General features: G+C 72.1%; 18 protein-coding genes. 9 read left to right on the top strand and 9 right to left on the bottom strand.

Translation table 11 applies throughout. The annotated features are described in order from the left end of the window. Positions 1 to 8: 8 nt before the first annotated feature. The gene (locus ABZ321_RS00315) at positions 9 to 1211 is read right to left on the bottom strand and encodes an ATP-binding protein (protein WP_344502954.1); all 1203 of its coding nucleotides are present in this window, start codon (positions 1209 to 1211) and stop codon (positions 9 to 11) included. Positions 1212 to 1265: 54 nt separating this feature from the next. Continuing rightward, on the bottom strand, positions 1266 to 3224 hold the full coding sequence (gene asnB / locus ABZ321_RS00310) for an asparagine synthase (glutamine-hydrolyzing) (RefSeq protein WP_344502953.1): 1959 nt from the start codon (positions 3222 to 3224) through the stop codon (positions 1266 to 1268). An 87-nt stretch (positions 3225 to 3311) separates the two neighbouring features. Between asnB and ABZ321_RS00305 the strand changes: the two genes are divergently transcribed. Then, positions 3312 to 4754 carry an aminopeptidase P family protein gene (locus tag ABZ321_RS00305; RefSeq protein ID WP_344502952.1) on the top strand — a complete coding sequence of 481 codons (1443 nt, stop codon included), beginning with the start codon at positions 3312 to 3314 and terminating at the stop codon, positions 4752 to 4754. On the opposite strand, the gene ABZ321_RS00300 is transcribed toward ABZ321_RS00305, so the two are convergent. Next, the gene (locus tag ABZ321_RS00300; protein ID WP_354888081.1) at positions 4751 to 5233 is read right to left on the bottom strand and encodes a cupin domain-containing protein; all 483 of its coding nucleotides are present in this window, start codon (positions 5231 to 5233) and stop codon (positions 4751 to 4753) included. The genes ABZ321_RS00305 and ABZ321_RS00300 overlap by 4 nt on opposite strands. Before the next feature lie 60 nt (positions 5234 to 5293). Between ABZ321_RS00300 and trmB the strand changes: the two genes are divergently transcribed. After that, on the top strand, positions 5294 to 5941 hold the full coding sequence (trmB, locus tag ABZ321_RS00295; protein WP_344502950.1) for a tRNA (guanosine(46)-N7)-methyltransferase TrmB: 648 nt from the start codon (positions 5294 to 5296) through the stop codon (positions 5939 to 5941). Then, complete coding sequence (locus tag ABZ321_RS00290) at positions 5938 to 8454, top strand: DUF3516 domain-containing protein (protein WP_354888078.1); 2517 nt, start codon at positions 5938 to 5940, stop codon at positions 8452 to 8454. Before trmB ends, ABZ321_RS00290 begins: the two co-directional genes overlap by 4 nt. Here ABZ321_RS00290 and ABZ321_RS00285 read toward each other — a convergent pair. Next, positions 8451 to 9503 (bottom strand): alpha/beta hydrolase, encoded by a 1053-nt coding sequence (locus ABZ321_RS00285; protein ID WP_354888075.1) that lies wholly within the window; start codon positions 9501 to 9503, stop codon positions 8451 to 8453. The genes ABZ321_RS00290 and ABZ321_RS00285 overlap by 4 nt on opposite strands. A gap of 84 nt (positions 9504 to 9587) precedes the next feature. Here ABZ321_RS00285 and ABZ321_RS00280 point away from each other — a divergent pair, with 84 nt between their 5' ends. Together ABZ321_RS00280 and ABZ321_RS00275 are read left to right on the top strand one after the other, a co-directional pair. Beyond that, the gene (locus ABZ321_RS00280) at positions 9588 to 10166 is read left to right on the top strand and encodes a TetR/AcrR family transcriptional regulator (protein ID WP_354888073.1); all 579 of its coding nucleotides are present in this window, start codon (positions 9588 to 9590) and stop codon (positions 10164 to 10166) included. Between the two features lie 28 nt (positions 10167 to 10194). Further along, the gene (locus tag ABZ321_RS00275; RefSeq protein WP_354888070.1) at positions 10195 to 12405 is read left to right on the top strand and encodes a catalase; all 2211 of its coding nucleotides are present in this window, start codon (positions 10195 to 10197) and stop codon (positions 12403 to 12405) included. Positions 12406 to 12490: 85 nt separating this feature from the next. Here the strand turns inward: ABZ321_RS00275 and ABZ321_RS00270 are convergent, their stop codons facing one another. Beyond that, positions 12491 to 12892: a hotdog domain-containing protein gene (locus ABZ321_RS00270; protein WP_344502945.1), complete on the bottom strand. Its 402-nt coding sequence runs from the start codon at positions 12890 to 12892 to the stop codon at positions 12491 to 12493. 37 nt (positions 12893 to 12929) lie between these two features. Here ABZ321_RS00270 and ABZ321_RS00265 point away from each other — a divergent pair, with 37 nt between their 5' ends. Beyond that, positions 12930 to 13661, top strand: coding sequence for an NAD-dependent deacylase (locus ABZ321_RS00265; RefSeq protein WP_354888067.1), 732 nt, complete (start codon positions 12930 to 12932; stop codon positions 13659 to 13661). A gap of 33 nt (positions 13662 to 13694) precedes the next feature. Here the strand turns inward: ABZ321_RS00265 and ABZ321_RS00260 are convergent, their stop codons facing one another. From ABZ321_RS00260 to ABZ321_RS00245, 4 genes are read right to left on the bottom strand one after another with little or no spacing between them, the layout of a single operon-like run. Further along, a complete protein-coding gene (locus ABZ321_RS00260) occupies positions 13695 to 14057 on the bottom strand; it encodes a hypothetical protein (protein ID WP_354888065.1) in 363 nt (120 codons plus the stop codon). A 48-nt stretch (positions 14058 to 14105) separates the two neighbouring features. Further along, positions 14106 to 15989, bottom strand: a complete 1884-nt coding sequence (locus tag ABZ321_RS00255) for a PH domain-containing protein (RefSeq protein WP_354888062.1) — start codon at positions 15987 to 15989, stop codon at positions 14106 to 14108. Beyond that, positions 15986 to 16462 carry a PH domain-containing protein gene (locus ABZ321_RS00250; protein WP_344502942.1) on the bottom strand — a complete coding sequence of 159 codons (477 nt, stop codon included), beginning with the start codon at positions 16460 to 16462 and terminating at the stop codon, positions 15986 to 15988. The genes ABZ321_RS00255 and ABZ321_RS00250 overlap by 4 nt, the downstream gene beginning before the upstream one ends. After that, a complete protein-coding gene (locus ABZ321_RS00245; protein WP_354888058.1) occupies positions 16459 to 16665 on the bottom strand; it encodes an acetone carboxylase in 207 nt (68 codons plus the stop codon). Before ABZ321_RS00245 ends, ABZ321_RS00250 begins: the two co-directional genes overlap by 4 nt. A gap of 287 nt (positions 16666 to 16952) precedes the next feature. On the opposite strand from ABZ321_RS00245, the gene ABZ321_RS00240 reads away from it, so the two are divergent. The 3 genes from ABZ321_RS00240 to ABZ321_RS00230 are packed head-to-tail and all read left to right on the top strand — an operon-like array spanning position 16953 to position 19932. Further along, positions 16953 to 18065: a MoxR family ATPase gene (locus ABZ321_RS00240; protein WP_354888055.1), complete on the top strand. Its 1113-nt coding sequence runs from the start codon at positions 16953 to 16955 to the stop codon at positions 18063 to 18065. A 14-nt stretch (positions 18066 to 18079) separates the two neighbouring features. Next, positions 18080 to 18985 carry a DUF58 domain-containing protein gene (locus tag ABZ321_RS00235; protein WP_344502939.1) on the top strand — a complete coding sequence of 302 codons (906 nt, stop codon included), beginning with the start codon at positions 18080 to 18082 and terminating at the stop codon, positions 18983 to 18985. Beyond that, positions 18982 to 19932: a VWA domain-containing protein gene (locus ABZ321_RS00230; protein WP_344502938.1), complete on the top strand. Its 951-nt coding sequence runs from the start codon at positions 18982 to 18984 to the stop codon at positions 19930 to 19932. Before ABZ321_RS00235 ends, ABZ321_RS00230 begins: the two co-directional genes overlap by 4 nt. Positions 19933 to 20420 lie beyond the last annotated feature (488 nt).

Raw genomic sequence — 20420 nt, 5'->3', positions numbered from 1 at the left:
CCAGTACATCATTTCGGCTGACGTGCCAGCCAGAGTTCGCGGGCGAGGTCACCGGGGCCGAGCTGGGTGGCGGAGGGGGCGCGGCTGAGGACGGTGGCGCCGTCGGAGTCCTTGGCGACGTACCAGATCTGCTCCGGATCCAGGACGGGCAGGCCGTCGCTGCCGGGGCCGAACGGGGTGCGTGCGGTGAAGACCAGCTGCGCCCTGGCCGGGTTGAGGTCGCGGTCGCGGAGCAGTCGGAGCGCCTCGGCGGCGAGGTCGGGGTGCACGGCGGCGTCCAGGTCGTCGACGAGCAGGACGCCGCCGCGTTCCAGCATCGGCAACAGGGCGGCGAGCAGGTCGAGCCAGGCGATGGTGCCGTCGGACTCGGCCCAGCCGCCGAGGGGGACCGAGCCGGAGCGGCCGGCGTGGACGAGGCGGAGCAGGTCGCGCTCGACGCCGACGACGCCGAGGTCCGCGTGGCTGACCAGGAGCGTCAGCTGCTCGCTCCACCGGTCGGAGAGGTGGGCCAGGCCGCCGGCGAGCCGGGTGCCGGGGGCGAGGCGGACGGTCCGGATGCCGAACAGCCACGCGGCGATCGGGGCGAGCCACGGATGCTCCACGTCGGCGCCGAGTGACAGCAGCGTGACGGCGGACGGGCAGGCGGCGGCGAGGTGGTCGAGGCGGGCCTCGGGCAGGCAGCGGATGCCGGTGCGGTCCCGCTCGAACCAGACCCGCCGCCGGTCGCGGTCCGTGGCGTGCAGCCATTCGCCGGCGATCTCGTCGCGCTTGTAGGCGCAGCCGTAGACGTACCGGACGCCGTCGAGCAGGAACTCGATCTCGAACCGGGTCGGCAGCAGCCGGGCGGCCGGGTCGAGCTGGAAGGGCTCGAAGCGTTGCGTGGCGTCGTGGACGTCGCTGCCGGACACGGCGAGGGACCGCATCGTGGACAGGGCGCGCAGAATGGTCGACTTGCCGGCGGCGGTCGGGCCGAACACCCCGCACAGCGGCGACACGCGGAGCGCCCCGGCGGTGTTGTCCGAGGACGAGGATCCGGCGGTACGTGAGGAGCCGGCGGAACCCTGAGCGACGGACGCGTGCGAAGGGCCAGGAGCACCAGAACAGCCGGAGCGCAGCGGCACGCCGAAGCCGCCGTCGGGGCCCGAGAGCAGTGTCAGCTCTTGGATGTCACGGACCGAGCGGGAGTTCTGGAGCCTGAACTTGAGCAGCATCAAGTACCGACGCTAAGCGCCTGCCAGCACGGCGAACAGTGTGCCGCGTAAAGATCACCAGGGATCTAACCCCAGGCCGTCGGCGACGGAGTGCGACACCGCCGTGGGGATCACGGGCTTGACGGTCTCCGTGACGAACACGGCGTGCCACATGCAGAAGACCAGCACCGTCCAGATCTTGCGGGAGTGGTCGGCCTCCTTCTTGCGGTGCGCCTTCAGCAGGCCGCGCACCACGTCGAGGTCGATGAGGTCGCCGGCGCCCGACGAGTCGAGCAAACCGTGCGCCCAGTCGTGCATCTCGGTGCGCAGCCACGGCCGGATCGGCACCGGGAAGCCGAGCTTCGCGCGGTTGACGATCGGGTCCGGCACGACCCCGGCCAGGGCCCGGCGCAGCGCCGCCTTCGTCACCGGCGACTGGGTGCGCGAGCGTGGTGGCACCTTCAGGTCGCTCGGCAGCGTCGAGGCGACCTCGAACACGGCCCGGTCCAGGAAGGGCGTGCGCAGCTGCAGCCCGTGCGCCATCGTCATGCGGTCGGCCTTGACCAGGATGTCGCCGCGCAGCCACGTGTACAGGTCGATGTACTGCATCGTGGTGACGTCGTCGAGCGCGCTGGCCTCCTTGAAGACCGGCGCGGTGACGTCGGTGTGCCTGATGTCCGCCGTGTAGTGCCGCAGCAGCGCCGCCTTCTCCTCCTCGGTGAAGACCCGCGCGTTGCCGTAGTAGCGCTCCTCGATCGGTGTGGTGCCGCGCTCCAGGAAGCTCTTGCCCTTCACGCCCTGCGGGATCACCCGCGACACCGCCCGCAGCCCGCGCTGCATGGTGTCGGGCAGGTGGCTGACGCCGGCGAGGGACAACGGCTCCCGGTAGATCGGGTAGCCGCCGAAGAGCTCGTCGGCGCCGTCGCCGCCGAGGACCACGGTGACGTCCCGGGCGGCGCGCTCCGCGAGCAGGAACAGCGGGACGAGCGCCGGGTCGGCGACCGGGTCGTCGAGGTGCCAGACGATCCGCGGCAGCGCCCGCATCAGGTCCGCCGGGCCGACCTCCAGCGGCACGTTGGGCACCCCGAGCGCGCGGGCGGACTGCGCCGCCACCTCCAACTCGGAGAACTGCGCTATGTCGTACCCGACGGTATATGTCCGGATCGCCGGATCGACCTCGGCGGCGAGCGCCACCAGGGCCGTCGAGTCGATGCCGCTGGACAGGAAGGCGCCCACCGGCACGTCGGCCCGCAGGTGCGCCTGGACGCTGTCGCGCAGCGCCGAGGTGATCCGCCGGACCAGGCCGTCCTCGTCGCCGGTCGGGGTGGGGCGCAGGTCCAGCTGGCCGTAGCGGCGGTTCGCGAGGGGGCCGCCGGGCGTGTAGACGAACGACTCGCCCGCACCCAGCCGCCGGATGTCGGGATGCAGGGTGGACGGCTCCGGCACGTACTGCATCGTCAGGTAGTGCTGCAGGTTGGCCGGGTCGACCAGGCGCCGGCGCTCCTCGGCGACGAAGGGCAGCAGGGCCTTGCGTTCGGACGCGAGGTAGACGCCGTCGTCGGTCGTCAGCTGGTACAGCGGGCGGATGCCATACGGGTCGCGCGCGCCGAAGGCGCGCCTCGCCGAACCGTCCCAGATGACGAACGCGAACATGCCGCGCAGCCGGCTGACCGCGCTCGGCCCCCAGTGGTGGTACGCGGCGAGGATGACCTCGGCCTCCGACTCGGTGGCGAAGTCGGCGCCCCGGTCCTCGACCAGCTCCGCGCGCAGCTCGTCGGCGTTGTGGACCGCGCCGTCGAAGACGATGAGGTACCGCCCGCGGGTCACGCCCATCGGCGGGAACGACATCGGCTGCCGCCCGCCGGTGAGGTCCCGCACGGCGAGCCGGTCGGCCCCGAACACCACGTCGTCGGTCACGACCACGTTGGTGTCGTCAGGTCCGCGGTGGCGCAGCAGCTCCAGCGCGTCGACGACCGCGTCCCGGTGCGCCGCCGCCCGCCCACGGGCACTGACGAAGGTGAGCAGCCCAGCCATCCCGTCCCTCCGCTCGTTCAGGAGAAAGTCTCGCACGCGGTACCGTCGCAGGAGGAGCACGAATTCGCAGCGATAGGACAGGCGGAGATGGACGAGAACGCGGGTGGCCAGTCGCACGATCCGGATTTCCCGGACCGGTTCATCGAGTTCATGCGCACCGGCTGGCGCGACTCGACCCTCGACGTGTCGCCCCGGCCGGAGGCGCCGGACCACGCCAAGCGCCGCGCCGAGCTGTCCGCGGCCTTCCCCGGTGAGACGATCGTCATCCCGACCGGCGTCGACAAGGTGCGCTCCAACGACACGTACCACCCGTTCCGTCCCGGCACCGACCACGCGTGGCTGACCGGCGAGCACGACCCCGACGCGGTCCTCGTGCTGCACCCCACCGGCGGCGGGCACGACGCGATCCTCTACGTGCGCCCCCGCTCGCCCCGCGACACCGACGAGTTCTTCCGCGACCGCAACCACGGCGAGCTGTGGATCGGCCGCCGGCACACCCTCGCGGAGAAGGCGACCGAGCTGCAGCTGCAGACCGCGCACCTGGACAGGCTCGCCGCCGCGCTCGACGACGCCGCGCCCGGGCGCACCCGGGTGCTGCGGGGGTTCGACCCCACGGTCGACGGGGCCGTCCGGTCGGCGAATCCGGCCCGTGACGCCGAGCTGGCCACGGTGCTGGCGGAGCTCCGCCTCGTGAAGGACGCCTGGGAGATCGAGCAGCTGCAGGACGCGATCGACGCGACGACCCGCGGCTTCGAGGACGTCGCGCGCATCCTGCCCGCCGACCGCCCGGTCAGCGAGCGGCTCATCGACGGCGTCTTCAACCTGCGCGCCCGCCACGACGGCAACGCCGTCGGCTACGGCTCCATCGTCGGCAACGGCGCCCACGCCGCGATCCTGCACTGGACCCGCAACGACGGCCGGACCCGCCCGGGCGACCTGCTGCTCATGGACATGGGCGTGGAGAACCGCAACCTGTACACCGCCGACGTCACCCGCACCGTCCCGGTGAACGGTACGTTCACCCCGTTGCAGCGCCAGATCTACGACCTGGTCTTCCGCTCCCAGCAGGCCGGCATCGACGTGATCCGGGCCGGCACCAGGTTCGACGACGTGCACCAGGCCTGCATGCGGGTCCTCGCCGAGGGCCTCGCCGACCTGGGCATCCTGCCGGTCAGCGTCGACGAGGCGATGGACCCGGCGTGCATCTTCTACCGGCGCTGGACGCTGCACGGCTTCGGGCACATGCTCGGCCTGGACGTCCACGACTGCGGCGAGGCCCGCAAGGAGCGCTACCGCGAGGGTGTCCTCGACGCGGGGTACGTCCTGACCGTCGAGCCGGGCCTGTACTTCCAGCCCGACGACGAGCTCGTCCCCGCCGAGCTGCACGGCATCGGCGTCCGCATCGAGGACGACGTCCTGGTCACCCCGACCGGCGCCGTCGTCATGTCGGAGGCCCTGCCCCGCTCCCCGGACGCCGTCGAGTCGTGGCTCGCCGCCCAGCGCGAGGCAGGACCCCGCCTGCCGGGTTAGTCCAGCCAGAACGTGTCGTGGGCGAGCATGAACTCGTCGCGCTCCAGCGCGCTCAGCGACGACAGGTGCGGGAGGCCCTCGAAGTAGGCCTCCCGCGGCGCGCCGGGGGAGAAGTGCAGCAGCATCGAGGCGGGTTCGCCGGACTCGTTGCGGAACGCGTGGATGCCGCCCTCCGGCACGTGCACCCAGTCGCCGGGCTGCGTGGTGATCCACTCCTTGCCGTCATAGATGCGGACCGAGCCCGACAGGATGTAGAAGGACTCGGAGATCGAGCGGTGGTAGTGCGGGTCCGGGCCGCTCGGCTGCGGGCCCATCTCCCACCGGTACAGGCCGAACTGCCCGTGCGTCGTCTGGCCGGTGGCCAGGTAGTGCACCGTGTTGCCGTTCGCGTAGGTGAACTCGGGCGGCGTCGCCGCTGGGCGGTAGGTGGCCGACAGCTCGCCGGTTGGCCCGAGGTAGTACGGCGGTGGATAGGACATACGATCACAATACGGCGCACCCGGCGCGACCTCGACGAATCCAGGTAGGCTGTTGACCCCGTGAAGACCATCGAGCGCGTCCGCAAGCCCATCCGGACATATCACCCGCGCCGGGGGCGGCTCAGTGGTCGGCACTTCGACGCCCTCGAGCGCCTCACCACCGCGTACGGGTTCACCCCCGGGGACCGGGTCGACGTCCTGGAGATCGGGTCCGGGATGGGCGAGGCGACCCTCGAGATGGCCGCCGCGGACCCCGGCCGGCGCTACCTGGCGGTCGAGATCCACACGCCGGGCGTGGCGAACCTCCTCGCCAACATCGAGCAGCGCGGCCTGGCGAACCTGAGCGTGGTCAGCGTCGACGCCCTCGACCTGTGCCGGGAGCACATCGCCGACGGGTCCCTGGACGCGGTGCACGTGTTCTTCCCCGACCCGTGGCCGAAGGCCAGGCACCACAAGCGCCGCCTGATCCAGCCCGCCAACGTCGGGCTCCTGGCCGCGAAGCTGCGCACCGGCGGGCTGCTGCACTGCGCCACCGACGACGCCGGCTACGCGGAGTGGATGCTGGAGACCTTGACGAACGCCGCGAACCTGACCAACCGCCACGACGGCTACGCGCCGCGGCCGTCCCACCGGCCGGTCACGAAGTTCGAGCAGCGCGCCCTGGACGCCGGCCGCGCGCCCGCCGACCTGATCTTCGTGAAGTCATGAGCGCCGGACTGGCCGCCAGGGTCCCCAGGGGCGGCGACCCGGACACGGTCTTCGACGCGTTCGCGGAGTGGGCCATGGAGCAGGGCCTGGAGCTGTACCCGCACCAGGAAGAGTCCCTGATGGAGATCGTCTCCGGGGCGAACCTGATCCTGTCCACGCCCACCGGCTCCGGCAAGAGCCTCGTCGCCGCCGGGGCGCACTTCGCCGCCCTCGCCACCGACCGGACCACCTTCTACACCGCGCCGATCAAGGCGCTGGTGTCGGAGAAGTTCTTCGCCCTCGTCGCGATGTTCGGCGCGGAGAACGTCGGCATGCTCACCGGCGACGCGTCCGTCAACGCCGACGCGCCCATCATCTGCTGCACGGCGGAGATCCTCGCCAACATCGCGCTGCGCGACGGCGCGACCGCCGACGTCGGTGTCGTCGTCATGGACGAGTTCCACTTCTACGCCGAGCCCGACCGCGGCTGGGCGTGGCAGGTGCCGCTGATCGAGCTGCCGCAGGCGCAGTTCGTGCTGATGTCGGCGACGCTCGGCGACGTCACCAGGTTCGTCGACGACCTGACGGCGCGCACCAGCCGGCCGACCGCCGTGGTGAAGAACGCCGAACGGCCCGTGCCGCTCATGTTCAGCTACTCGATGGACCCGCTGCACGAGACGATCGAGGAGCTGCTCAGCACGAAGCAGGCACCGGTCTACATCGTGCACTTCACCCAGGCCGCCGCCCTGGAGCGGGCGCAGGCGCTGATGAGCATCAACGTGTCGACCCGCGCGGAGAAGGACATGATCGCCGAGGCGATCGGCCGGTTCCGGTTCACGGCGGGCTTCGGCAAGACCCTGTCGCGGCTCGTCCGGCACGGGATCGGTGTCCATCACGCCGGGATGCTCCCCAAGTACCGCCGCCTCGTCGAGACCCTCGCCCAGGCCGGGCTGCTGAAGGTCATCTGCGGCACCGACACCCTGGGCGTCGGCATCAACGTGCCGATCCGCACGGTGCTGTTCACCGCGCTGTCCAAGTACGACGGGCAGAAGACGCGGCTGCTGTACGCGCGGGAGTTCCACCAGATCGCCGGCCGGGCCGGCCGCGCCGGGTTCGACACGATCGGCACGGTCGTCGTGCAGGCGCCCGACCACGTCATCGACAACGAGCGGGCCCTGGCGAAGGCCGGCGACGACCCGAAGAAGCGGCGCAAGGTCGTACGGAAGAAGCCGCCGGAGGGCTCGATCGGCTGGGGCAAGCCCACGTTCGACCGGCTCGTCGACGCCGAACCCGAGCCGCTGCGCTCCAGCTTCCACGTGTCGCACGCGATGCTGCTCAACGTGATCAGCCGCCCCGGCGACGCGTTCGCCGCGATGCGGCACCTGCTGACGCAGAACCACGAGGACGTCCACTCGCAGCGCCGCCTGATCCGCCGGGCGATCGCGATCTACCGGGCGCTGCTCGCCGGCGGCGTGGTCGAGCAGCTCGCCGAGCCCGACGAGGAGGGTCGGCGGGTCCGGCTCACCGTCGACCTGCAGATGGACTTCGCGCTCAACCAGCCGCTGTCGCCGTTCGCCCTCGCCGCGATCGAGCTGCTCGACCGGGACGCGCCCGCGTACGCGCTGGACGTGCTGTCGGTGATCGAGTCGACGCTCGACGACCCGCGGCAGATCCTGTCCGCGCAGCAGTTCAAGGCCCGCGGCGAGGCCGTCGCCGCGATGAAGGCCGAGGGCATCGAGTACGAGCAGCGCCTGGAGCTGCTCGACACCGTCACCCACCCGAAGCCCCTCGACGAGCTGCTCGACAGCGCGTACAACCTGTACAAGCAGGGCCACCCGTGGGTCGCCGACTACCAGGTCAGCCCGAAGTCGGTGGTCCGCGACATGTACGAGCGGGCCATGACGTTCGTCGAGTACGTCAACTTCTACAGCCTGTCCCGCTCCGAGGGTCTCGTGCTGCGGTACCTGGCGGACGCGTTCAAGGCGCTGCGCCAGACGGTCCCCGAGGACGCCCGGACCGAGGAGCTCACCGACATCATCGAGTGGCTCGGCGAGCTCGTCCGGCAGGTCGACTCCAGCCTCATCGACGAGTGGGAGCGGCTGCGCAACCCGGGGGCCGAGGACGAGAAGCTGGTGCTCGACGACCGCCCGCCGGCCGTCACCCGCAACCTGCGCGCGTTTCGCGTCCTGGTCCGCAACGCGCTCTTCCGGCGGGTCGAGCTGGCCGCGCTGCGCCGCTTCGACGAGCTGGGGGAGCTCGACGGCGAGCACGGGTTCACCGCCGACGACTGGCAGGACGCGATCGAGGACTACTTCGACGAGTACGACTCGCTCGGCGTCGGCCCGGACGCCAGAGGTCCGGCCCTGCTCGTCATCGAGCAGAAGCCGGACCGGTGGTTCGTGCGCCAGATCTTCGACGACCCGGCCGGCGACCGCGACTGGGGCATCACCGCCGAGGTGGATCTCGCCGAGTCCGACGCCACGGGGTTCGCGGCGATCAGGGTCACGGCCGTGGGACCCATGTCGGACGCTTAGGCGTTGGCGTCGACGGTACGAAGTGCCGCCAGGAACTCCTTCGGGTGCGTGAACGCGGCGAAGTGGGACGCGCCGTCGATGAGGACCAGGGACTTCGCCGGGGCGTCGACCTCGGCGAAGTAGTCCACGGCGGGACCGGTCAGGGTGACCACGTCCTGCGCGCCCTGGAACAGGTGGAACGGGATCTCCAGGCGGGTGCCGTCAGCCCGGGCGTCCCAGCGCATGAACTGCTCGAACATGCCGTCCCGGACCGCCGCGAAGCCCTTCAGCCAGGCGACGACGTCCAGCAGTGAGTAGTCGGGCTTGGTCAGCAGCAGCGAGAAGAGCTTCTTCAGGCCACCGTTGGGGTTGGACGGGTCGGTGCCCATCGACCACTGCATGCGCCGGCCCCAGGCCTTGACGTCCCAGGTGCGCGGGTCGGCGTCCAAGTGCTCGAGTGCCGCCACCCCGCGCTGGTTGCCGGCCTCGCGGAGGCGCTGGAGGGTGTCGGCGCGGCCCTGGCGCTCGTTGTCCAGCATGTTCACGTAGAAGTCGGTGCCGACGTACGCGCTGAACAGGTCGGGCCGCTGCCGGGCCATCGGCAGGCCGACGATGGTGCCCATCGAGCCGGCCATCAGGATCACCTTGTCCTTGCCCAGGTGGGCGCGGACGTGCTCGGCGACCTCGATGCCGTCGGCGACCAGCTGCTCGAAGGTACCGCTCTCCGGGCCGCTGCGGCGCAGCGTCCGGCCGCAACCGCGGCGGTCCCAGTGCACGACCGTGAAGTGCTTCTCCCACTCGCGGAGCGCGGCGGTGAACACCGAGTAGGGCGAGCCGGGGCCGCCGTGCACGACGAGCAGCACCGGGTTGGCCCGGTCCTCGCCGCGGATCTGCAGCCACTGCTCGACGCCGCCGATGGTGACGTAGCGACCCTCGACGATGCCGGCGGGGCTGGTGATGCGCGCCTCGGCGGCGCGGCGGTGCTTGAGGACCGCCCGGACGGCGAGGGGGGCGGTGGCGAGGGCGGCAGCGGCGGTGAGGGCGGCGGGGGCGATCAGCATCAGCGTCATGCCGAGAACTGTACGCACGTCTCACACAAACGTGCAAGAGAGATGTGCAAGACGCTTGTGTCAGACGGCGCTATGCTTCGGGGCATGGGCAACAAGGAGAAGCTCCTCGAGGGCGCGCTGGCGTGCCTGCTCGACAAGGGCTACGCACGCACCACCGCACGCGACGTCGCGTCGGCGGCCGGGGTCAGCCTCGCCGCGATCGGATACCACTTCGGCACCACCGACGCGCTGCTCAACGCCGCGCTCGACCAGGCCCTCGAAGCCTGGGGCGCCACCCTGGAGGAAGCCCTGCGCGGCGCCGCCGACGGGCCCGACGACGACCCCGCCGCCAGGTTCGAGGCCGTCTGGGCGCGGATCATCGCCTCCGTCGAGGCGCAGCCGGCGCTGTGGAAGCTCCAGTTCGAGGTGGTCGCGCAGCTCGCCGTCCTGCCGGAGCTGCACGAGCGCTGGCAGCACTCGCTCGCCGCCGCGCAGGAGGGGCTCGCCGCGCTCTTCGGCGGCAGCCCCGGCACCGGTGCGTTCTATCAGGCGCTGCTCACCGGCGTGGTCGTGCAGCACCTCGTCGCGCCGGGCCGCGGGGTGGACGGCGCGCAGCTGGCGGCGGCGGTGCTGGAGGTGGCGGCGCACCTCCGCGGCGGTGAAGATGCCGCCGAACGCGTGTAAACGGCGCGAACCGCGGTAGCCCGTAGGTATGACCGCTGCGCTGACCACAGACCAGGGCATCCCGGTCGCCGACACCGACAACTCGCTGCGCGCCGGTGCCCGCGGGCCGAGCCTGCTGGAGGACTTCCACCTGCGGGAGAAGCTGATGCGCTTCGACCACGAACGGATCCCGGAGCGGGTCGTCTACGCCCGCGGTGCCGGAGCGCACGGCGTGTTCAAGCTGCACACGCCGCTGGACGACTACACGACGGCGGACTTCCTCACCGACCCGGACGCCGAGACCCCCGTCTTCGTCCGGTTCTCCACCCTGCAGGGCTCCCGCGGCTCCACCGACACGCCCCGCGACGCGCGCGGCTTCGCCACGAAGTTCTACACCCGGCAGGGCAACTTCGACCTCGTCGGCAGCAACATGCCGGTCTTCTTCATCCAGGACGGCATCAAGTTCCCCGACCTGGTGCACGCGCTCAAGCCGGAGCCGCACCACGAGATGCCGCAGGCGTCGTCGGCGCACGACACGTTCTGGGACTTCGTGTCGCTGCAGCCCGAGACGATGCACCACGTGATCTGGCGCATGTCCGATCGGGCGCTGCCTCGCTCGTACCGCATGATGCAGGGCTTCGGCGTGCACACCTTCCGCCTCGTGAACAGCCAGGGGCGCGGCACGTTCGTCAAGTTCCACTGGAGGCCGTCGCTCGGCACCCACTCGCTGGTCTTCGACGAGGCGCAGCGCATCTCCGGCCAGGACCCCGACTTCAACCGCCGCGACCTCTGGGACGCGATCGCGTCCGGGAACTTCCCGTCCTGGGAGCTCGGCGTGCAGCTGTTCTCCGAGTTCGCCCTCGACGACGTCGACCTGCTCGACGCCACCAAGCTCGTCCCCGAGGAGATCGTGCCCGTCACGCCGGTCGGGCGGCTCACGCTCAACCGCAACCCCGACAACTTCTTCGCCGAGACCGAGCAGGTCGCGTTCAACGTCGGCAACATCGTGCCCGGCATCGACTTCACCGACGACCCGCTGCTGCAGGCGCGGCTGTTCTCCTACCTGGACTCGCAGCTCAACCGGCTCGGCGGCCCCAACTTCGCGCAGCTGCCCGTCAACCGGCCGCACGTGCCCGTGCACAACCACCAGCAGGACGGCTCCCACCAGCAGCGGGTGCCGACCAGCCGGGTCACGTACTCGCCCAGCTCCCTCGCCGCCGAGGCGCCCGCCGGTTTCGTCTCGTACCCGGAGACCGTCGACGGGCCGAAGGAACGCAAGCGGAGCGTGACCTTCGCCGACCACTACAGCCAGGCGACCCTGTTCTGGAACAGCATGGCGCCGTGGGAGCGCGCGCACATCGTCGAGGCGTACCGCTTCGAGCTCGGCCGGGTCACCTCGATGGCGATCCGGGTCCGGATGGTCGAGCACCTCAACCGCATCGACCACGACCTGGCGGCGGCGGTCGCATCCGGGATCGGCGTCGAGGAGCCGGTCAGGTCCGTCGCAAACCACGGCCGCTCGTCCACGTCCCTCAGCCAGGCCGCCGCCGCACCGGCACCGGTGGCCACCCGGAAGGTCGCGGTCCTCATGGGCGACGGCGTCTCCGCCCGCTGGGTCGCCCGCCTGCGCGACGACCTCACCGCCGAGGGCGTCGTCGTCGACCTGCTCGGCCCGGTCGACGGCACCGTGATGACCGACGACGGCCTGCCCATGGAGGTCACCCGCGCACTGAGCACCGTGGCCTCCGTGGTGTACGACGCGGTCGCCGTCCCCGACGGGGTGCTCGCGCTGCCCGTGGACGGCCCGGCGGTCCACTTCGTCGCCGAGGCGTACAAGCACGGCAAGCCGATCGCCGCCTCGGGCACCGGCGTGGACGTGCTGCTCCGCGCCCACATCCAGATCCCCGCGGCTGGCTCCCCGGGCGCTGACGCCGCGGGCGCCGCCTTCGCCGCCCGCTCCGCGGGTCCGTCCGCCGGCGCGTTCAACGGCCCTCGCTCCGCGGGTCCTTCCGCCGCCGCCGAGCCTGCGGGCACCGTCTTCGCCGCCCGTTCGACGGGCCCTTCCGCCGGCGCCACCCGCGGCCCCCGCTCCGCCGCTCCTGCGGCCGCGGGCGCCTCTTCCGCCGCCCAGTCCTCCACGAGCGTCGCGGACATCGCCGACGTGTCGCTCATCGTCGCCGACGAACCGGCGTCCCGCCTGCTGGCGGCGCTGGCCATGCACCGCAACCACGACCGGGACGTGACCTCGATCCCCGCCTAGCGCCGCCGCGCCTCGTCCACTGGCCCTGTCCACTGGCCCAGGTCTACTGGCCCAGGGCCTTCGCTACTGGCCCAGGGCCTTCTCCCTACTGGCCCAGGGCCTTTTCCACGAACCTGTGGCGGTCGACGAGCATGCGCTCGACCCGGCCCTCCGCCACGACCTGGCTGCCGTCGCGGGCGACGACCTCGAACACCAGCTTCCGGCCGTCGGTCTTGGCGAGGCGGGCCTCCACGACGACCTTGCCGCCGATCGGGGTGGCCGCGCGGTGCTCCAGCTCGACCCGCGTGCCGACCGTCGTCCAGCCCGGCGGTAGTCGCCTGACCAGAGCACCGACGCTCGCCGCCTCCGCGAGCGCCAGCACCTTCGGCGTGCCGAGCACCGGCACGTCACCCGACCCCAGCGCCTGCGCCGTGTCGGCGTCGCTGACGATGAGCTCGACCCGGGCGACCGCGCCGACCCAGGGTGCCGCGTCCACTGAGAAACCCATGTGCTCAGCCTAGTGAGTCGCGGCTACAGTCGGGCCGATGCGCAACCTGGCGGCCTGGATCGATGCGGGCTCCGTCGTCGCCCTCACCGGCGCCGGCATCTCCACCGACTCCGGCATCCCCGACTTCCGCGGCCCCGACGGCGTCTGGACCCGCGACCCCGAGGCGATGAAGCTCTCCTCGATCGACCACTACGTGGCCGACCCGCAGGTGCGCCGCCGGGCGTGGCAGGAGCGGCTGCACAACCCCGCGTGGACCGCCGAGCCCAACGCCGCCCACCACGCCCTCGCCGACCTGGAACGCGCGGGGAAGGTCACCGCCGTCATCACGCAGAACATCGACGGCCTGCACCAGCGCGCCGGCGCCTCGAACGTCATCGAACTGCACGGCACGCTCTCCCAGACCGAGTGCCTCACCTGCGCCGAACGCCGCCCGATGCCCGACACCCTGGCCCGCGTCACCGCCGGCGACCCCGACCCCGCCTGCCTCAGCTGCGGCGGCCTGCTGAAGTCGGCGACCATCTCGTTCGGCCAGTCGATGCACCTGCCGACCCTCGAGGCCGCCGCCGAGGCCGCCATGGGCTGCGACGTGCTCCTGGCCATCGGCACGTCACTGACCGTCCACCCGGCCGCCGGCCTCGTCGACGTCGCCCACAAGTCCGGCTCCATGGTCGTCATCATCAACGCGGCCGAAACCCCGTACGACCCCATCGCCCACCTGCTCGTCCGCGACCCGATCGGCGAGGTCCTGCCCCGCCTGGCCGCCGGCTGACCTTCTTCGCGGTCCGACCGGCGAGGCGCTGCCTCACTCGCCCGCCGGCCGCCCGGCCGACTCGTCCGTGATGCGTTCGGCGAGGTGCTGCCCGCCCGTCGCCACTGCCCCGCGCGGCAGTTGGCTGCCGTACCCGCGGCAGACCGCGGCTGCGCAGCCAGCGGGGGAGCGGTCGCCGGGTCCGGCCGCGCGGCGGGAAGGTCCGGCCGTGCGGCGACCGGGTTCGGCGGCGCGGCGGTTGGCTTCGGCGGCGGCGCGGCGGTTGGCTTCGGCGGCGGTGTGGCGATCGGATTCGGCGGCGGCGTGGCGATCGGGTTCGGCGGCGGTTCGGTGGTCGGGCTCGCACGTGCTCGTCCGTGACCGGTCGGCGAGGTGCTGCCGCGCCTGGTTGCCCACTGGCCGACGCGGTGGTCTGCTGCTGCACCCGCCGCGGGACCGTCGCCGTTACACCGGCGGATGGGGCGCGGCTACAGTGCCCGGCGGCGTGGCGAAAGGGTTCGGCGGATCGGCTACCGGACCGGTCGGTGCGGCGGCAGGGCCCTGAGGAGGTGCGGCAATCGGGTCCTGCGACGGTGCGGTGACCGGGTTCGGCGACGGTGCGGTGACCAGGTGTGGTGGAGCGGCCACCGGACTGGGTAATGCGGCGGCTGAGTCCGGCGGTGGCGCGGTGACCAGGTTCGGTGGAGCGCCCACTGGGCCGGGCGGTGCGGCGGCCGGGCCTTGAGGCGGCGTGGCAATCGAGTCCGGCGGTGCAGCGACCGGGTTCGGTGGCGGAGCAGCGGCCACTGGACCGGGCGGTGCGGCGGCCGGGCCTTGAGGCGGCGTGGCAATCAGGTCCGGCGGTGCAGCGACCGGGTCCGGCGGCGGAGCAGCGACCGGGTTCGGTGGAGCGGCGATCGGGCCGGGCGTTGCGGCGTGCGGGTCCGGCGGCGGTGCGGCGACCTGGTCCGGTAGTGGGGCGGGCGGCTTCTGGAGGGAGACGGCGACGGCGGCGCGGCGGGCGGTGCGGGAGGTGGCCGCGAGGAGGTCGGCGAGGGCGTAGGCGTCGGCGGTGGCCCGGTGGCGGCCGACGGCGTGCAGGCCGCCCGCGGTGTCGACGTGGACCGTCGCGAGGTCCAGTGCGCGTTGCAGCGGGCCCTGGACCACCCTGACGCTCTGCACCCGGGCCAGCGGGACCACCACGAGCTCGCGGGTCAGGACGCCCTCCCGCACGACGACGACCGTGTCGGTGACGCCGATGCCGATCCGGGACCACGCCAGGGGTGCGAGCCACCGGGCCCGGCGGGGTGGGCCGGTGACGGCGACCGCGGCCGCGTCGACGGGCGGCCAGTGGCCGGCGCCGGCCGGCGGCGGCATGGGCGGGGGCTTGGCGGGGCGGGCGTGGACGGCGGCGGTGAGCACGGTGGTGACGACCGCGAGCGTGTCGGCGGTGGACGCGACCGGGACGAGGGTGCCGGTGCGCAGCTGTGCCTCGCCGTGGCCCGCGTAGCCGGCGACGTCGAGGCGGGCGCGGGCCCAGCCGGCGCGACGCCACAGGAGCGGCCAGGTGACCTTCAGCCCCTGGACGCGGTGCGGCGGGACGGTCTGGCTGCGCTTGTTGAGCAGGCCCTGGCGCAGGCGGAGCGCCGCGGCGTCGGTGCCGATGGTGAAATCCCACTCGTCGAGGACGCGGCGGACGGGGACCTGGAAGACGCCGAGGAACGCGGTGATCGTGCTCGCCGCGCCGATCAGGGTCCAGGTCGGGTCGAGGGTCGCCTGCCAGGCGACGAACGCCAGGCCGGCGGGGACGGCCAGGGCCTGCGGGGTGAGCAGCTGCGCGAGCAGGAGCCGGCGGTTGGCGACGGCGAAGACGCGCGACTCGCCGGCGCCGGTGTCGGTGGTGGCGACGTGGGTGTGAGGGACGCCGGTGGACAGTCCGATGAGGCGCGCGCGCAGGCCGGCGGCGCCGGCGACGGTCAGGTAGGCCAGGGGCGCCTCGGTCTTGCTCGCGCCGATCACCTCCAGGCGCAGCTCGGCCAGGCCGAAGACGCGGGCGAGCAGGGGCCGGACGACGTCGATCGCCTGCACCCGCTCCAGGGGGATCGTCCTGGTACGGCGTGAGATCAGCCCCTCGTGCACCCGCAGCTCCCGGCCCACGATCTCGTAGCCGGTGACGAGCCAGACGACGGCGGAGACGACGACCGCCGCGACGAGGATCGCGCCCATCGCGGCCAGCCAGTGCACCAGGCCCAGGTCCGACAGGCCGCGCCAGGAGACGGCGGCGGCGGCGAACGCCACCAGCTTCGCCCCCTTCAGCAGCGGCGTCAGCGGGTGGAGGCGCTGTCTCACAGGCCCTCTTCGCGGATCTCGCCGAGCGCGGCGAGCCGGTCCCGCAGCCGGGTCGCCTCCGCGGCCTCGAGGCCCGGGACGGTCGCGTCGCTGGCCGCGGCGGCGGTGTGCAGGGTGACGGTGGCCAGGCCGGCGGCGCGCTCCAAGGGGCCGGCGGTGACGTCGACGAACTGCATCCTCGCGTACGGGACGATCGACAGCCGCCGCACGAGCAGCCCGTGCCTGACGAGCAGGTCCTCGGCCCGCTCCGCGTAACCCCAGGCGCGCACCGACCGGCGCACGAACACCGCCCGGAGCCCACCCAGTACCAACGCCGCGAACGACAACAGGAAGAACCAGGGGCTGACGAGCAGCGCCGCGACCACGCCCGCCACCGCGAAGGCCAGGGTCCAGGCGCTCAGGACGGCGAGGCGCAGCCAGAAATAGCGAGGGGAGATTGATCGCCAGGTAACTTCCAGAGGCGGCGCGGTCACGTGTCGAGCGTATCCGCTGCCACGGGGATGACGTCGCGGAGGAAACCGCGTGCGGTCAGGAAGTCACTCAGCGTCGTGCGGTGGGTGTCACACGCGAGCCAGATCTTGCGGCGGTCGGGCGTGTGCAGCTTCGGGTTGTTCCAGCGCAGCTGCCACTTCGCCTCGGCGCGACAGCCTTTGGCGGAGCAGATGAGGGGATCCACGCGACCAGTCTGCCAGCGGTGGAGCAGAGGATGAGCGCCGGGCGGCCACGGGGGAAGCCGCCCGGCGACGGGGTGAATCGTACCCACTCGGGTACGGGTGATGTCCAGTCACCCGAGGTGTCCGATCCGAAAATCCCGCCCAATCACTGGTCACTTTTACGATTAATACGTAAAAATCGGTCGCGGGTAGGACTCCCAGAAGCTTCCCAGTGACGTCGGATCGCGTTCGGTTGGTGCGGCGTGCGAGGCTTGGAGTCGTCTGTACGCCAGCAAGCAGTGGAGGACCGGTGACCCAGCCGAGCAACCCCGTCTCGCCGCCAGGTGGGCAGGTCTCGACGCCCGCGCAGGACGCGACCGTGCTGGAACGCGCCCTGTTCGAGGTCAAACGGGTCATCGTCGGCCAGGACCGGATGATCGAGCGGATGTTCGTCTCGCTCCTCGCCCGCGGTCACGTGCTGCTCGAAGGCGTTCCCGGCGTCGCGAAGACCCTGGCCGTGGAGACCCTCGCGCGGGTCGTGGGCGGCACGTTCTCCCGCATCCAGTTCACGCCCGACCTCGTGCCGGCCGACATCGTCGGCACGCGCATCTACCGGCAGTCCAGCGAGAAGTTCGACGTCGAGCTCGGCCCGGTGTTCGTCAACTTCCTGCTCGCCGACGAGATCAACCGCGCGCCCGCGAAGGTGCAGTCCGCGCTGCTGGAGGTCATGGCCGAGCAGCAGGTGTCGGTCGGCGGCGAGACGTACGAGGTGCCGCGGCCGTTCCTCGTCATGGCCACGCAGAACCCGATCGAGCAGGAAGGCGTCTACCCGCTGCCCGAGGCGCAGCGCGACCGCTTCCTGATGAAGATCCAGGTGGGGTACCCCACCGACAGCGAAGAGCGCGAGATCGTCTACCGGGTCAGCGTGAAGACCCCGGAGCCCGTCGCCGTGCTCACCCCGACCGAGCTCATGGCGCTGCAGGACAAGGCCGACGACGTGTTCGTGCACAACGCGCTCGTCGACTACGCCGTGCGGCTGGTCGTGGCGACCCGCTCCCCGGCGGAGCACGGGCTGGCCGATATCGCGCAGTTCATCCAGTACGGTGCGAGCCCCCGCGCCTCGCTCGGCATCGTCCGCGCGTCCCGGGCCCTCGCGCTGCTGCGCGGCCGCGACTACGCGCTGCCGCAGGACGTGCAGGACATCGCGCCCGACATCCTGCGCCACCGGCTCGTGCTGTCCTACGACGCGCTCGCCGACGACATCCCCGCCGACGACATCGTCAAGCGGGTCCTCGCCGCCGTGCCGCCGCCGACCGTCGCGCCGCGCCAGCAGGCCGGCCCGGGCGCCCCTGGAGGCCACGGCGGACCCGGCGGACCCGGCGGACCCGTCCCCACCACGATCACCACCTGGCCCGGCCGTTGAAAGGCCGGTGATCCATGCCGACCGACGACGCCCGCGCCGAGGTTGTGCTCAACCGCATGCAACTGCTCGTCACCCGCAAGCTCGACGGCCTCCTCCAGGGTGACTACCTGGGCCTGCTGCCCGGCCCAGGCACCGAGGCCGGCGAGTCGCGGGAGTACCGGCCGGGCGACGACGTGCGGCGCATGGACTGGCCCGTCACGGCCCGCACGACCCTGCCGCACGTCCGGCAGACCGTCGCCGACCGGGAGCTGGAGACCTGGCTCGCCGTCGACCTGTCCGCGAGCCTCGACTTCGGCACCGCGCGGTACCTCAAGCGCGACCTCGCCATCGCCGCGGCCGCCGCGGTCTCCCACCTGACGGTCCGCGGCGGCAACCGCATCGGCGCCGTCGTCGGCACCGCCGGCGACATGCACCGGATGCCGGCCCGCCCCGGCCGCAAGGACGCGCAGGGCCTGCTCCGGGCGATCGCCATGACGCGGGCGCAGACGGGCCGCGCCGACCTCGGCGCGCTCATCGACATGCTCAACCGGCCGCCCCGGCGGCGCGGCATGGCGGTCGTCATCTCCGACTTCATGACACCGGTCAGTCAGTGGTCCCGGCCGCTGCGCAAGGTCGGCGTCCGCCACGACCTCCTCGCCGTGGAGATCGTCGACCCGCGCGAGCTGGAGCTGCCCAACGTGGGCGTGATCGCGCTCGTCGACCCCGAGACCGGCCGCACCCACGAGGTGCAGACCGCCGACCCGAAACTGCGCCACCGCTACGCACACGCGGCGGCCGCCCAGCGCGCCGAGATAGCCTCGGCACTGCGCGGCGCCAACGCCGCGCATCTGAGACTGCGCACCGACTCCGACTGGCTGCTTGACATCGTCCGGTTCGTCGCGGCACAGCGGCACGCCCGGACGAGGGGGACGACCCGATGATTCGTTTGCTGTCACCGTGGTGGCTGCTGTCGCTGCTGCCCGTCTTCGCCGTCATCGGCGTGTACATCTGGCGTCAGCTGCACCGGCGTGCCTTCGCCGTGAAGTTCACCAACGTCGACCTGCTCAGCAGCCTGGTGCCCAAGGGCATCGGCGTGCGCCGGCACGTCAGCGCCGCCGCGTTCCTGCTGAGCCTGCTCGTGCTCAGCTTCGGCATGGCCCGGCCGTCGGTCGACACCAAGGAACCCCTCGAACGGGCCACCATCATGCTCGCCATCGACGTCTCCCTGTCGATGCAGGCGACCGACGTGCAGCCGACCCGCATCGAGGCGGCCAAGTCCGCCGCCACCGACTTCGTCAAGCAGCTCCCGGCGTCGTTCAACGTCGGCCTGGTCTCGTTCGCGAAGACCGCGAGCGTCCTGGTCTCCCCGACGAAGGAACGCGGCTCGGTGCTCCAGGCGATCGACGGCCTCACCCTGCAGGAGTCGACCGCCACCGGCGAGGCCGTCTTCACCAGCCTCGACGCCATCCGCACCGTCCCCGCCGACGGCGCCTCAGGCCCGCCACCGGCCCGTATCGTCCTGCTCTCCGACGGCTTCCGCACCGCCGGACGCTCCCTCGAAGACGCCTCCGCCGCCGCCTCCGCCGCCAACGTGCCCGTCTCCACCATCGCGTTCGGCACCGACGAGGGCGTGGTCCGCATCGGCAACACCCCGCAGCGGGTCCCGGTCGACCGGGCGTCGCTGCAGAAGGTCGCCGAGACCACCAAGGGCTACTTCTACGAGGCCGCCAGCAAGGACGAGCTCAAGCGGGTGTACACCGACATGGGCAGCTCGATCGGCTTCAAGACCAAGCCCCGCGAGATCACCCAGTGGTACCTCGGCGGCGGCTTCCTGCTCGCCCTGCTCGCCGGCGGCCTGAGCCTCCTGTGGGGCAGCCGCCTCCCGTAACCGCTTCGGTGCCCGTCGGCCGTGATGATCAAGTAGCAGATCCGGCTGCCATGACGACCGGATCCGCGATCCGATCACGGCGGATCCGGCCAGCGCGTCATCGTCGGTTATGTCGACTCGCTTCGCTCCCCGACATAACCGAAATTTCGGATATGTTCGCGCCAGCGGACATATCCGGGAAGGCTTGTGTGCCACCCGCGGCCAGCCACCGGGAAGCGCCGCGCATGCGGGTGAGGCTGCCGCGCGCCAGCGCTGGCAGTGCGCCGCGCAGCGGCGCATTGGGGGTCCGGGGTGAGAATCCCCCGGCGGGACCCGCCGCGCCAGCGGTGGGGCGGCGAGCCCATGGCCGAAGGCCAAAGGCGGGAAACAGTGTTAGTGCGCGCCGACGAGGTAGAAAAGGGCGGCAACCCAGACTGCGGCCAGGAAGAATCCAATGGGCGCGATGAAGCGGCTCATGACGTGCTCCCAACGGTGTGTCTCAACAGGAA

It is taken from the genome of Dactylosporangium sp. NPDC006015 (assembly GCF_040614215.1).
In the GTDB taxonomy this organism is placed as follows: Bacteria; Actinomycetota; Actinomycetes; order Mycobacteriales; family Micromonosporaceae; genus Dactylosporangium; species Dactylosporangium maewongense.
Note: the sequence above shows the minus strand (reverse complement) of the source record. Positions and strands in the feature narration are given on the sequence as shown.